Source organism: Nostoc sp. (assembly GCF_036919495.1).
Lineage (GTDB): Bacteria > Cyanobacteriota > Cyanobacteriia > Cyanobacteriales > Nostocaceae > Nostoc.
The window spans coordinates 69,137-82,557 of sequence record NZ_JBALBZ010000170.1; the positions used below are offsets into that span (position 1 = coordinate 69,137).

At 43.3% G+C, this 13,421-nt stretch carries 11 protein-coding genes; 4 read left to right on the forward strand and 7 right to left on the reverse strand.

The genetic code is table 11. The features are described from left to right. Window positions 1-54 precede the first annotated feature (54 nt). Entirely contained in the window at window positions 55-489 is a 435-nt protein-coding gene (locus V7K25_RS24150) for a hypothetical protein (RefSeq protein WP_335161296.1), read from the reverse strand. After that, complete coding sequence (locus tag V7K25_RS24155; RefSeq protein ID WP_335161298.1) at window positions 486-1,187, reverse strand: DUF433 domain-containing protein; 702 nt, start codon at window positions 1,185-1,187, stop codon at window positions 486-488. The genes V7K25_RS24150 and V7K25_RS24155 overlap by 4 nt, the downstream gene beginning before the upstream one ends. Before the next feature lie 439 nt (window positions 1,188-1,626). Here V7K25_RS24155 and V7K25_RS24160 point away from each other — a divergent pair, with 439 nt between their 5' ends. Then, window positions 1,627-1,770: a hypothetical protein gene (locus tag V7K25_RS24160; RefSeq protein ID WP_335161300.1), complete on the forward strand. Its 144-nt coding sequence runs from the start codon at window positions 1,627-1,629 to the stop codon at window positions 1,768-1,770. Window positions 1,771-2,104: 334 nt separating this feature from the next. Beyond that, window positions 2,105-3,172, forward strand: a complete 1,068-nt coding sequence (locus V7K25_RS24165) for a glycosyltransferase family 4 protein (RefSeq protein WP_335161302.1) — start codon at window positions 2,105-2,107, stop codon at window positions 3,170-3,172. Here the strand turns inward: V7K25_RS24165 and V7K25_RS24170 are convergent. The 3 genes from V7K25_RS24170 to V7K25_RS24180 all read right to left on the reverse strand — a co-directional run bounded on the left by V7K25_RS24170 (window position 3,169) and on the right by V7K25_RS24180 (window position 9,037). Then, entirely contained in the window at window positions 3,169-3,831 is a 663-nt protein-coding gene (locus V7K25_RS24170) for a hypothetical protein (protein WP_335161304.1), read from the reverse strand. The genes V7K25_RS24165 and V7K25_RS24170 overlap by 4 nt on opposite strands. A 376-nt stretch (window positions 3,832-4,207) precedes the next feature. Continuing rightward, window positions 4,208-7,450, reverse strand: coding sequence for an efflux RND transporter permease subunit (locus V7K25_RS24175; protein WP_335161306.1), 3,243 nt, complete (start codon window positions 7,448-7,450; stop codon window positions 4,208-4,210). Window positions 7,451-7,525: 75 nt separating this feature from the next. Next, window positions 7,526-9,037 (reverse strand): efflux RND transporter periplasmic adaptor subunit, encoded by a 1,512-nt coding sequence (locus V7K25_RS24180; RefSeq protein ID WP_335161308.1) that lies wholly within the window; start codon window positions 9,035-9,037, stop codon window positions 7,526-7,528. A 587-nt stretch (window positions 9,038-9,624) separates the two neighbouring features. Here V7K25_RS24180 and V7K25_RS24185 point away from each other — a divergent pair. Continuing rightward, on the forward strand, window positions 9,625-10,164 hold the full coding sequence (locus tag V7K25_RS24185; RefSeq protein ID WP_335161309.1) for a phycobiliprotein lyase: 540 nt from the start codon (window positions 9,625-9,627) through the stop codon (window positions 10,162-10,164). A 319-nt stretch (window positions 10,165-10,483) separates the two neighbouring features. Next, complete coding sequence (locus V7K25_RS24190; protein WP_335161311.1) at window positions 10,484-10,816, forward strand: RNA recognition motif domain-containing protein; 333 nt, start codon at window positions 10,484-10,486, stop codon at window positions 10,814-10,816. A gap of 369 nt (window positions 10,817-11,185) precedes the next feature. On the opposite strand, the gene V7K25_RS24195 is transcribed toward V7K25_RS24190, so the two are convergent. Next, on the reverse strand, window positions 11,186-11,413 hold the full coding sequence (locus tag V7K25_RS24195) for a hypothetical protein (RefSeq protein ID WP_335161313.1): 228 nt from the start codon (window positions 11,411-11,413) through the stop codon (window positions 11,186-11,188). Window positions 11,414-11,587: 174 nt separating this feature from the next. Beyond that, a complete protein-coding gene (locus tag V7K25_RS24200) occupies window positions 11,588-13,327 on the reverse strand; it encodes a diflavin flavoprotein (protein WP_335161315.1) in 1,740 nt (579 codons plus the stop codon). Window positions 13,328-13,421: the final 94 nt, after the last annotated feature.

Below are 13,421 nucleotides of genomic sequence, written 5' to 3' on the forward strand. Positions count from 1 at the left end.
CGCTATTCACCGAAGCAAAGCTGATTGCTCTTGACAGCTATCGCAACGATGGTTTTATAAAAACCGCTTCAATTCTTCTGTTAGCGTTTGGTCATCTTTCCACATAGAAACCTTTCCGTCCCCATAGATTTTAGCGATGAAGGGGGCGGGATGCTTGTGAACAAATCTTTGCATCGGTCCGATCGCTTTTAAAAAAATTTCTACCATGTCTTCCCCTGTGATATTTTGGGAAGCAAACACAAGCAACTTGACTTGAGCGCTTGCAACAGCAATTCTTTCTAAACAGTTATTAATAATTCTGCTATCTTTGGTCAGAACAACCCAGTCTCTTTTGCCAACTTCTGGCAACCAAGCTACATCTTGAGCATTATGGTCAAAGTGGTCATGATGAACTTCAATAGTAAGTCCTGCACCCTTAAGTGCCGATATAATGACTTTGGAACATAAGCATCGATCTATAAAAAAAGTGATGGACTGGGGTTGTCTCATGCAGCAACGAACTTCTCGCAACGAATAGCTTCTTCAATTGCGAGGCGATCGCAGTCGTAATCATCGGCAAGATAGTCAATTGAGTCACCTGCTTGATAGCGTTCTGCTAACACGCGGGTAGCAATCCCTGTCCCAGCAATAACAAGGCGACCGAAAGCGATTCGGGAGTCCATGACAACGAATCGAGGATTGTCTTCCTCGTGAGAGCGAGTAAAGGGATAAAGTTTAATTGCAAGCCCAGTGTCATCAGGTTCAATCCGTTCAAGATGGGCATTCAAAGCGTCTTTCATTTCCGTTTGCCCGCGTTTAGAGGCATTAACGAGAGAGCCATATCGCTCAATGAAGAGGTCAACGCCATCAGTACGAAAGCGCTCACCTGCTAAGGGGCGGGATAATTGAAACTCCTCCTCAATGAAATCAAGGGCGTCTCGTACCTTGTCCAAGTCAATTTCGTGGTGTTTGCGAATCGCTCTTAGAACATGAACTTCAATTAGGTTAGTAAATGAGAGAAGTTTTGGCTTGAGATCGCGAATTGGAATCAGGGGTTTGAAGAAGTTGGAACCCTTTGTGATTTTATAGTGCCGCCCAACTGTCCAAGAGCGAATTGTGCCTGCTGGAATGTGTAAGTAACGAGCGGCATCACTAATGGAGTAGGTCGGAATGTCTCTAGGGTCAATTCCTCCGTAAAGCTCGGTCATAAGCGTGCCTGCCAGAGATGTCTATTTTTATTATCTCAAATACTAATATATATTGAAGCAGGTAAAGCTTTAGCTTTGTGAAAAATTCTTCAATAAGTGGAGCGATCACTTTGCTTGGAAGGCTCGACTTGATTGGATAGCTAGCTATCCAATTGTAAAACAAGCCGATCGCGCTTCGATTGCTTCTGTAACAGAAATAATCAAACATCCGCTTTCGTCTAATTGCGGAAGACAGCGAGTATCTATTGTCATAGAATGAAAATGTAGGGTGTCAACACCCGGTAAGTAAAATTCTAAATACAGTTTGTAAAAGTCAGAAAGTTATTTAACTCTGTTGTTGTCCAGGAATAGCAGTAAATTGGGAGAGTGTAGCGGTGTCCACTGCGATCGTGATTTTTACTCATGAGTTTGAGCAGATTCGGCAAAGAAATGTCGCTTCATGTATGTGGTTAACGAGGCAAAGCGCGTTGTTTATCTGTTGTGGATATACACCCACGAGGAATTTCGCACAAGACCGTCTGACGACGATTTAAGAAGAGAATTTGTAGGCATTCAACAAGAGCCAGAGCAGGAAAAAGTCTAACTTCCTGAAAATTCTTCATAACCCCACCCCCGCAACCTGAGAATCATTCATTAATTTCGCCGCATCATCTTGGCAGAACTAGCCCTTTCAAGATGGGATGCTCCCGTTGCTGCTTTTGTTAAGACATCAGAATTTTGGAGTTTTACCCAGATTTATCGAGCCGTTACTGAATAAGTCTTTAAGCTAAGTAACTGGTTATAAGCGCTATTAGTGAGTAGCAAGTGGTTAATTTTACGCTCTACTGACTACTTTTAAGTTGTCGGTAAATGCCTCAGTAATTGTGTTAATTAACACTCGTTAATTGTCTTAAATTTTTATACATCTCTCAAAAATTATGCGAATCATCCATATTTTGAACCACGTTCAAGAAATAGGTAACGGGATTGTGAATGTGGCTGTGGATCTGGCTTGTTTACAGGCTAAATCTGGTCATGAGGTAGCGGTTATTTCGGCTGGTGGTGAATATGAGAAATTACTAAATATATTTGGTGTCAAACACTACCAACTAGACCAAACCAGGAAACCGATAAGTATTATTAAAGCAGCTGGGCGTTACCTGGCGATCGCAGCAGAATTTCAGCCGGATATTGTTCACGCCCACATGATGACGGGAGTTATCCTAGCCCGCATTTTTAAAGGTCATAAATATGCTTTAGTTTCCACAGTCCACAATGAATTTCAGCGTTCTAGTTTGTTGATGGGTTTAGCTGACAGGGTAATTGCCGTTAGTAAGGCTGTACGAGATTCTATGGCACAGCGCGGTATTTCCGAAAACAAGTTGCGGGTAGTATGCAATGGAACTTTGGGCAGCCCCCGCACGCGACAAATACAAGATTATCAACCTTTACCATTACAACGTCCAGCGATCGCAACTGTAGCCGGGATGTATCAACGCAAGGGAATCGCTGAGTTAATTGCTGCCTTTGAACAAATTGCCTCAGATTTTCCCCAAGCGCATCTTTATTTGGTAGGAAATGGCCCTGATAAACAGCTATTTGAGGCACAGGCAGAAGCAACTTCTGTAAAAGAACGCATTCATTTTGAAGGCTTCCAGGCGGAACCTCAACGCTATTTGATATCTTGTGACATATTTGTGCTAGCTTCCCACCGCGATCCTTGCCCATTGGTACTTTCGGAAGCTAGGGAAGCGGGAACTGCGATCGTTGGCACTCAAGTAGACGGGATTCCTGAAGCTTTGGACAATGGGGAAGCAGGACTTTTGGTGCCAGCAAAAAATAGTAATGCTTTGGCTGGAGTTTTAGTGCAATTACTGAGTAATGCTGATATGTTGCACGAATGGAAACACCGGGCAAATCACAACCTAGAGCGGCTGAGTGTTGCCCGCGTCCATCAGGAAACACTAGCGGTGTATCGTGAATTAATTACACAGTCAGAGCGTTAAGAGTGTAGCGATCGCTTTACTTTTAAAGCTACACCTAAAGCGCCAAATACTAGTACACCCAAAACATTAGTTGATTCAGGAACAGCAGTGTAATAACTAGCCACTCTGATTGGCCCATCTTTATCCAGTTGCTCTGCTGGCACTGGTGGAATGATTCCAGCACCTGGCGATACATTGGGGTTGGTAGCGAATGGATTGTAAAACAGGGTTCCCTTTGGGATTACGCCACCACTAAAAGTGATGATGTTATCTTTTATAGTAATGTCTGAAAAAATATCCTTTAGATCGGGGTTATTAGAGTAACCAATTTTCCCATCTCCATTAACATCTCCCCACTGCACCTGCTCATTATTAAATGCAGGAGTAGAATCTGGATTACTATAGGCAAGCGTTTTTAAATCAAAGACCAAGCTTTTTATATCGTATCCAGTATCATTTAGAAAGTTATTAGCTACATCTGAGACACCAAATTCTATTACTTGCCCTGGCTGATATTCTGGCCCAAGAGTTCTTGGCTTTTTCGTTTCGAGTATGTCTTCATTTTGAGTTGTCACAATAGGTTCTACCAAAATGAAGGCTCTCGCTGGTGTCAAAGACAATAAACTAATTCCTGCTGCTCCTAGAACAGATAAGGCTATTTTGGTTGCTATTGTAGTCATATTTCTGTCCTCTTTATATTGATTGAGAGAATACTATACCGCGTGGGTTAAATCAAACAGCAAAAGCTCACTTTTGAACCGCTATCTAACTGCTAGATAAATAGCGGTTAATGTATACCTACTCAGTGAGTTTATATTTACTCATAGGTTGATTTATAAAACAATTCTTGTAATGCTTTATCAAAATAACTAGTAATTTTACCTAATCTTTATAAAAAATCTAATTTATAACTTATGCGTTGACAGATTAGACAATATGTGAATTTGAAAAAAGCTGAGTTTAACGCGATCTACCAACAAGTTTTTTCGTTGGCAAATCACGTTAATTTAAATTCCAGCGTAGAACGTGTTAAAAAATTTAATCTCTATCAGGGATTCAAATCAATTTTTTCGTAAATCCACGCAACCAAATTAATACTGGCTTTGCCCAATTCCCACCTAGCAAATCGTGTAGCAGAATATAAAAACAGGGGATGATAAACAATGTCAGCATTGTTGCGATCGCCATCCCAAAGAAAACTACAATCCCTAAAGGCTGCAAAAACTCAGAACCTTCGCCAATCCCCAATGCCAAAGGAAACAGTCCCAAGATAGTGGTGACTGTGGTCATGATAATTGGGCGCAAGCGTTGAGGAGCAGCTTTCACGATCGCAATTTGGCGACTACAACCAACTTCATCCCGAATTTGGTTTGCCAGTTCTACCATTAGAATCCCTGCGTTTACCACAATTCCCACCAGCAAGACGACACCAACAATTACAGTTGCGCCAATTGCAGTTTGGGTAATGTAAAGTCCAAAAATTCCCCCAGCTAACGCCAGTGGTACGGTGAACATAATTACCAATGGATCAATCAGGGAATTGTATTGCACCGCCATGACTACAAAGATTAAGAACGTTGCCAACGCTCCCAAAGTTTTTAAAGCATCCTGAAGTTGCTGATTAGTTTCTTGGGCAGAACTAGGCACAATCGAAACGCCATCAGGTAAGTCTACATCTTGGAGTACCTCGTTGACTTCTGCGATCGCTTCACCAAGACTAGCTCCCTCGGTGAGATTACCTGCCACAATAAAAGCTTGGCGCTGATTAATCCGTTGCACCTCACCAGGAGGTTGACCTTCTTGAATATTCGCAACATCTGAAAGCCGGATTATTTGATTACTTTCTGTAAATAGCGGTAATTGTTCTAGCTGGGAAGGACGCGCAATTGCTTCCTTATTTAGCTGCACCCGCACATCAACTAAACGATTACCGCGTTGAATTTGCGTGGGAACTGAACCTTCAATTGCTGTTTGAACTGTTGCACCAATTTCTTGAGCGCTCAACCCTAAAGCTGAAACCCGTTCCCAGTCGGGGCGAATTTGTATTTCTGGTTGTCGGGGGTCGGCATCTGGTCGGAATGTCGCTAATTTTGCCCTTTCTTGCAATGCTTGCAGCACTTGTGCGCCTGCTTGCGTTAAGTTTTCTTCATTCTCACCTTGCAGAATCACGTCAACGTCTGACCCTTGCACTGGAGAATTACTCAAGATTAAACCCCGCACCTGACCAGGATTGAGGCGTAGCAGAATTCCTGCTAAGTTGAGTTTGTTAAATTCCTGAGTTACTTTTTTGACGAAAGCTTCGATATCTGTGCCTGGTTTTAGATTGATAGTGCTGCTGGCACGTAAAGGATTCTCTGTAGTATTGCTACCAAACAAAGAACCACCCACAGTTGTGAAAGCAGACTGGGTTTCTGGTTGTTTGAGCAAAATGTCATCGACAATTTGCATAACTTTCTCAGAAGTTGCTAAAGGTGTACCAGGAGGAAACTGCGCTCTCAAGTTAGCTTGACCAGTACTGATGCGGGGTAAAATTTCTTGGGGAATTTGACCAAACATAAAGAAGCTGCTACCGCCTAAAATTACCAAAGCAGCGATAACGACGAGGAGCCGATGGCGTAAAACCTTGGTTAAGAAGTTACTGTATCCCCGCGTAGCATCTTCAAATCGGTGATTAAACTGTCTAAGCAGCCAAAATTCACTAATCCGACTAGACCAGCGAATTCCCAAAAGTCGAGAAGACAGCATCGGCACTACTGTGATTGCGACGACAAGGGAGGCTGCGACTGCGAAGCTAATTGTCAGAATCAGTTCATTAAATAGCAGTGCAATAAAGCCGCCAATTAACAGGAATGGTACTACAGAAACTAAGTTAGCACCTGTAGCAGCAACTAAAGCAGATTCTACTTCTTGGGAAGCATTAATAGCACTGTCAATAAAGAATTTTGAATTTTTCTTCTCCCCCTCTGCCTCCATCTCTTTTTGATTGGGAGTCATCCCCGCTTTTTCAGAAATGTTCTCCAAAATCACAACGGATGTATCAATTGCTTGACCGACTCCTAATGTCAGACCTGCCAAACTGAATACATTCAAAGTCAAGCCAAAGATTTTCATCAGAGCGATCGCTGCTAGAGTACACAACGGAATCGTTAAACTGATAATCAATGTTTGCCTGAATGATCCCAAAAATAACAACACTGCTGCTGCTGCTAACAATGCTCCAGAAATCCCTGAAAAGATGACATCATTTAAAGAATTGCGAATAAAAACAGATTCATCTGTGGTGGGACTCAAAGTCATGTCTGCTGGAATTAAACCCGATTGCCGTAATTGTTCAATTCGCCGCTTCACAGCATCTACAACTGTGATTGTGTTGGCTTCAGGCTGCTTTTGAATTGAAAATTTCACCGCCGGCTGACGGTTGAGGTAAACAAATACTCGCTGGTCTTCTGTATCATCAATTACCTCAGCAAAGTCTCGCAAGTAGACGCGGCGGGGAAGGGGTGAGGAGGATGAGGGGGAGGAAACTTCTACAGAGAGGTTTTCAATTTCCCTGGCATTTTGGAAACGTCCTACAGTCCGAGTCAATGGCTCGGAAGTTTGCCCTAGAATCCGACCACCAGAAGTATCTTGGTTACGGGCTGTTAATTCAGCTAAGACATCATTTAACCCCACGCCTAAAGCTTGCAATCGGTTCAAGTCAACAAGTACTCGTACTTCTTCCTCAGCAGCACCAGATACATCGACTGAAGCGACTCCCGGCACAACACTGAGTTCACGGGTTAACTCTTCATCAGCAAATACGCGTAAATCTTTACCTGGCAACGAGGCAGATGTCAGTGCCAATTCATAAACCGGCAATTGAGAAGGATCGACTTTAAATAAGCGCGGCTCCTCTATCGTATCTGGCAGTTGTCCTCGGCCTCGGTTAAAAGCAGCAGTAGCATCGTTTAGGGCTTGATCAATATCGCCCCCTGGTTGGAAGTATAAATCCAGGTTCACCTGTCCCTCACGGGTGCGGGAAAAAATTTGGACTACATTCTCGGTTGCAGCTAAAGTTTCTTCTAAGGGTCTGGTGATTTCATCTACTGCTACTTCTGGTGAAATACCAGGGGCTTCTAGCCGGACACTAACTCGTGGATAGGTAATTGAGGGTAGCAGATCGACTTGAATCGTTGTGAGAAAAAATACCCCAATGACAATTACTGCCACGGTGAGCATGAGTGTGCCAATGTGTTGGCGGATAGCGATCGCACTAAGACTAAATCCGCCATTGCCATTATTATTGTTTGCTTGTTGCATGATACTAAGTGATAAGTGCTAAGTGCTGACTACTGAGTACTTTTTTCATTGGTATGGTGGTTATTGCTCACCCTACTATTGCTTTTCTGAAAGAATTGAAAGACTCACAGTGTCACCTTCTTTTAACGGCTTACCACTACGAACAACATAGCGCTCTCCTGCTTGTAAGCCGGATAAAATTTCCACTTTGCCATCAGCCTTTTGTCCTAATGTGACAGCACGCGTCGCTACTTTCGTATTACCATCTGTGTCTTTGACCACAAATAGTGTCCCCGATGATTTTTCTTGCTCTTTCTGTGCTGCCTTTGCTGCCCCTGCTTGTTTTTGAATAGCTGTTTGCAGTACTACTACCCGTTGTTGAGTCTGGTTTTGAAAGTTGACTCGCGCCAGTAGTCCGCTGCCAATCTTACCTTGAGTGTTGGGAATCACTACTTCTACAGGTATCAAGCGAGCTGTGGCGTCGGCAGCGGGGGAAATGCGCGTAACTCTGCCAATTAATGCTTCTTTGGGGAAGGCATCTAAACGGACTTGTACAGACTGCCCAACTTGAATTTGTGCCAGTTCTAATTCGGAAATTTGGACGACGACTTTGACACGGTTAAAGTCGCCAATTTTCAAAACTTCGCTACCTGCTTGCAGAAGATTTCCCGGTTCTGTCACCTTTTCTGTGACTATGCCAGCGATGGGGGATGTCAGTTGAGCGTAAGAACTGCGCTCTTTGGTTTGAGCAACCAATGCCTGCTGGGCCAATACTCTACCTTGGGCGGCAGCGACGGCTTGCTGTTCTGTACGAACTTGTTCTTGAGCTGCCCGGAGTGCTTGGGCGGCTGTTTTTGCCTGGGTACGCGCCTGCTGGGCAGTTTGTTCTGCGATCGCTCCAGCTTTAAACAACCTCTGCTGCCGTTCTGAGTCTGCCTGGGCTTGTACCACTTCTAACCGCGCCCGTTCAACGTCTGCACGGGCATTGCTTACTTGATTGGTTGCTCTAGCTACTTCTGATTTGAGGGCTGCTAATTCTGCTTCTGCTTGCTTTAATTGGGTCGAAAGTATGGCATCATCTAACTGCCCGACGTTTTGCCCAAGCTTAACCGTATCTCCCACATCAAGGTTCAAAGCCAACAACCGGGCTTCCACTTGCGATCGCACTGATACAATCCGAAAAGGTGTTGTATTACCTGTATATTCTGGTTGTGTTTGCAGCGAATCAGTTCGAGCGATCGCCACATCTACAGGCGTTGCACCACCGCGTTCTTTACTAGCAGGACTCTGAGATTGTGCATCTGCTGATTCTTTGGGCGACGAGCCGCAACTTGCTGTCAGCAGTCCTATACCTAGCAAACAAGAAATTAATAAACTTCTTACAGAGATGGAGGAAAGTAAATAATTTTTTCCTTTAGCTTTTCTACCTGTTGCACTAGTGCTGTTTGCAAGAAGTCTACTCTTTAAATCTGCGTAGGCGTAGCCCGCCCCAGGCATAGCTACCTCAGTCTTCACAACTGAATTTAACTGGATATTAATGAGCTGGTTGGCGGCTACCGGATCTGTCATTTTCACCTGTTTGTGCGGCTTATTCATATCCAAAATCATTTATTTTTCTCTTATTGGGGAGCTTTTGGGGTTAAACAGCCGTGTTTTACCAAGTAATTAATTTTGAGAGATTTCATTAACGAAAAACGGCGAGAATTTGTAAGCTGTCTTACAGTAACTTTCTGTATCAGAAATTACTGTTTTCCCATAAAAATCCAAAACTTCTCACCGCTCTACTTCTTACGCAGAGGTAGAAAATCTTCTTGCAGCTAATAAATTATAAACAAAGTATAAATATTTGTTAGTTTTCTGAAATCTACCTATAGGAGAAACCTGGGTTTTTTCTAAAGATATGAAACTTTTTGCCCCACATCTTAACATGGGCAGTATTAAAATAATTACCCTTGTTTTTCCATATTCATCACTTTTATTTTGCCTTAATTAAGTATAATTACTTATAATAATTTATTTTATTAAGAATATTAAACATTTATTGCTTTTTTAGGTTTATAATGTAATGGAAAACACTATTTTTCTTACCCCCTTGCTTAATATGGCAAGAACAGGGCGATAAATACCATAACAACAACAGCAAAAATGAAGTTTTTTGCCAGAAATATATTTGCATTAGGTGAGGAAGGTAAGGCGTGACATCATTGCTCAGAATCGTACAAACCACTGATGAATCCCAGATTTCCGAATTTTTCCAGGAATCAGCAGGTAAGTGGCGATCGCAACGACGCTACTACACCCTACCGACGGGAGAAACTAAGGAGATTGAGAGTATAGTTACGATCAATTTTCTAGAGCAGGGCTGTGATGAATTGCAAAAGCTAGCTCATATGCATGATTTGTCTGATGCAGGTAGTTTAATCTGTGGTGCAGCAGTTGTATGGGAAAGTACAGATGTCCTAAAGACAAAGAAAGAATCGCAAGGTTCAACAATATTTGGGGTGATGGGAAACATTTTGTATCGCGATCGCGGTTTTGCCATATCCAAACCAGTCACCGCCCAGTATTATTTCTCCAACCCAAAAACACTGTGTTTGCGAACTGAATACAACGGTTCAGTGTTTGAGGAAGAGTTAAAGCTAATTGGCAGCAAATACCGCACCAGACAGACGATCATCTCTCGTGCTGGTGAGCAGTTGATGATTGGGCAATATTTAGAAAAGAGAATAGATTAGCTTTCTCCCTACTCCCCACTCCCTGTCTATAGCGCTTGCGCTGCGCTTATCTGCGAAACGCTTCTCCTGTCGGAGACGCTTTGCGAACGCGCACCACACAAATACTTTCAAAAATCAAAGCGGACTGCTATATAACTTTTTATAACAGTTTTGAAAATTTCCCCCAGAAAGTTAGTTGCTATGTCATCATGGGAAGTGAAATGAGAATTAATTCGGCGACAGTGTTTGTTTTTAGTATTGACAGGCTTTTCCCTTTTGGTATTACAGACTTCTCTCCGAAATCTAAATCTCTACAAACTTATGATTTTGGAGACATTTAATGTCAATTTACGTTGGTAACCTCTCCTATGAAGTTACACAAGATGCGCTGAGTGCTGTATTTGCAGAATATGGTGCTGTAAAGCGTGTTCAGTTACCTACTGACCGTGAAACAGGTCGTTTACGCGGCTTTGCTTTCGTGGAAATGAGTTCAGAAGATGAAGAAACCAAAGCCATTGAAGCCCTTGATGGTGCTGAATGGTTGGGTCGTGACCTTAAAGTGAATAAGGCCAAGCCCAGAGAAGACCGAGGTGGTTCCTTCGGTGGTGGTGGTGGTAATCGTGGCGGTGGTGGCGGCGGCTACAACCGTGGCGGTGGCGGTGGTCGCTACTAAACTGAGTAGGCGAAAGTCATTTAGTTGAATCTAGAAAAGGCTCAGGCAGTAATGCTTGAGCCTTTTTTATGCAAAACTTTATTTGTGAATAGTACTCAATAGAATGACAAGTAAGGATTTTGGTGAATTTGCTTGCATTTGGATGCTCCCTCACTTCTGCGATTCTCCAATCAGAATGCCCTGATGAAAGATCATCTTCCATTGAGCATGTGCAAACAAATAATGCATATCCGTAACCGTTGTTGTCCACATAAATCCTTCAACTTGCCCCGATTCAATCGTCTCCAGCAATAAAAGCAGCATCTGCCACAAAAGGTTCACGCGCTAGCAAAGCATCCAGCAGAACGTTCGTATAAAATAAAACTCGCATTACAGATACTTTTGCACCAATCGCTCATCTAGCATGGCTTTCACTTCTTGATCTGTAGGTGACAGCGTATCAGTCTTCGCAATTCTGATTAAACTTGCAGCTAAACCCTTCGGCTTTGACGTTGGCTGAAGTTTCGGTTGGAGCGATCGCATTAATGTATTAATTAACTGCCGAGGAGCGTTGGCAGATAATCTCAGTGCTTGATCTTCAAGTTCACGTAACGTCATGGCAATAATTTCTAACAGAGAGCATTAAATTATTCAGAATAAATAGAAAATACCTCTATCTCAAATTTTAGCCGTTTGTGCTTCCCAATATCGTGACAATTTTATCCAAGCAGCATCATGCGATCGCCTCATAGAAGACCGCCCAGCGCAGTGGCTTCCTTTATGTATTCGCAATTAATAATGAGTTGCCGATTTGCGATGATGCACGGCTGTAACGCCATCAGTATCTAACAATTTGCCATTCTCGACAGTGGCATAAACTAGCCAATGGTCGCCAGATTCCATCCGGTTCTGTACGGAACATTCAAGATATGCTAGGGCATTTGTAAGTATAGGAGAACCGTTTTCAGCTTCTTGGGCGGCGACATCAGCAAATCGGTCTTGTCCTGGGCCGAAGGGTTTGAGGAAGTGTTTCATTAATCCCAAATGATTGCCTTCTTTAAGAATATTCAGGACAAATTTGTTTCCTGTATGCGTCAGTGTTTCTACTGCGCGGTCTTTAGCGACGGCTATGGTTAAGCCAGGGGGACTAAAGCTAGCTTGAGATACCCAAGAAGCTAACATGGCACTAGAGCGATCGCCTTCTTTTGCTGTGAGAACACAAAGAGAACCGACAATCCGACCAACTGCTTGTTCTACAGTTGTTGCAGGTTGGCTTGGCGATAGCGAAGCGCTGCTGCGAAGCGCAGGACGCACTTTTCTAGCTTTCTTCAAAGCTTGGGCAAAGTCGGTTCCAGCTTCTTCACACAATTGTAAGGTGGCATCGTCGGGTTTGAATTTTACGCGGATGGTGTCAAAACCAAACCGATAGCCAGCATCTTTCAACTTACCCTCGATTAAATCAACCGCTTCCCCACTCCAGCCAAAAGAACCAAAAACACCAGCGAGTTTATTGTTAGTAGCGGTGGAGAGGACAATTCCTAAAGCTGTTTGCACGGGTGTGGGTGCATGACCGCCAAGGGTAGGAGAACCGATGATGAAACCACCGGCTTTCTCTACAGCCGCCCGGATTTCTTCTGGTTCAGTAAATTCGCAGTTAATCGATTCTACAGCGACACCAGCTTTTGTAATCCCGCGAGCGATCGCTTGGGCTAATGTGGCTGTATTCCCATAAGCTGATGCATAAATCAACGCTACTGTCAAGTCAGCAGAAGTTTGCTGTTGACTCCATTCTCGATAAGCTTTAGTCAGGTCGATTAAGCCATAGCGTACCAAAGGCCCGTGTCCGGTGGCATACATTCTCACGGGAAAATCAGCTAATTTCTCCAGCGCTGTTTCAACTTGACGGGCGTGGGGAGCCATGAGGCAATCAAAATAATAGCGCCGATCTTCGTTATATATTTCCCACCCTTCATCAAAAACCTGATCTCCACAAACATGCGCCCCAAATAACTTATCTGAGTACAGAATTTCCGTTTGCGGATCGTAGGTGCAAAGTTGATCTGCATACCGGGGATTGGGGGTGGGAATAAATTGTAAATTATGCCCATTGCCTAAATCTAGGGTTTCTTCTCCCCGCATCACAAGAATTTGCAAATCTGGATTTTCCAGCGCCCCACGTAAATTTATCGCCCCTGGATTAGAACAAACAAAAGTGATTTGCGGGGCAATTTTCAACAAAGCTTTTAAAGTTGCAGCGCGGTTGGGGTTGATGTGTCCCAAAATTATATAATCTAAGTCTTCGAGATGGAAACGCTGCTGCAACGCTTTTAAATAAATTTCCGTAAACGTTTCCCCTGGAGGGTCAATTATGGCAGTTTTCTCGCTTTCGATTAAATAAGAATTAGCAGTTGTACCCTTAGCAAGAGCGTATTCAATTTCAAACCTGAGCCTAGACCAACTGCGCGATCGCAGTATTCTTGTATCTGTAGCTATTGGATAAACTTGAACATCACGGGGTTTATTTTTTGACATCGCTTTATTGGGGAATAGGGGATTGGGAATTGGAGATTGGGGACTGGGGGCTGGGAAAGTTATTCTCAATACTTAATATTCAATCTCCAATATC

Excerpts from the sequence above, each read along its gene's own strand:
- V7K25_RS24150 (WP_335161296.1), bottom strand. The coding sequence starts at position 489 with ATGAGACAACCCCAGTCCATCACTTTTTTTATAGATCGATGCTTATGT.
- V7K25_RS24155 (WP_335161298.1), bottom strand. The coding sequence starts at position 1,187 with ATGACCGAGCTTTACGGAGGAATTGACCCTAGAGACATTCCGACCTAC.
- V7K25_RS24160 (WP_335161300.1), top strand. The coding sequence starts at position 1,627 with ATGTATGTGGTTAACGAGGCAAAGCGCGTTGTTTATCTGTTGTGGATA.
- V7K25_RS24165 (WP_335161302.1), top strand. The coding sequence starts at position 2,105 with ATGCGAATCATCCATATTTTGAACCACGTTCAAGAAATAGGTAACGGG.
- V7K25_RS24170 (WP_335161304.1), bottom strand. The coding sequence starts at position 3,831 with ATGACTACAATAGCAACCAAAATAGCCTTATCTGTTCTAGGAGCAGCA.
- V7K25_RS24175 (WP_335161306.1), bottom strand. The coding sequence starts at position 7,450 with ATGCAACAAGCAAACAATAATAATGGCAATGGCGGATTTAGTCTTAGT.
- V7K25_RS24180 (WP_335161308.1), bottom strand. The coding sequence starts at position 9,037 with ATGATTTTGGATATGAATAAGCCGCACAAACAGGTGAAAATGACAGAT.
- V7K25_RS24190 (WP_335161311.1), top strand. The coding sequence starts at position 10,484 with ATGTCAATTTACGTTGGTAACCTCTCCTATGAAGTTACACAAGATGCG.
- V7K25_RS24195 (WP_335161313.1), bottom strand. The coding sequence starts at position 11,413 with ATGACGTTACGTGAACTTGAAGATCAAGCACTGAGATTATCTGCCAAC.
- V7K25_RS24200 (WP_335161315.1), bottom strand. The coding sequence starts at position 13,327 with ATGTCAAAAAATAAACCCCGTGATGTTCAAGTTTATCCAATAGCTACA.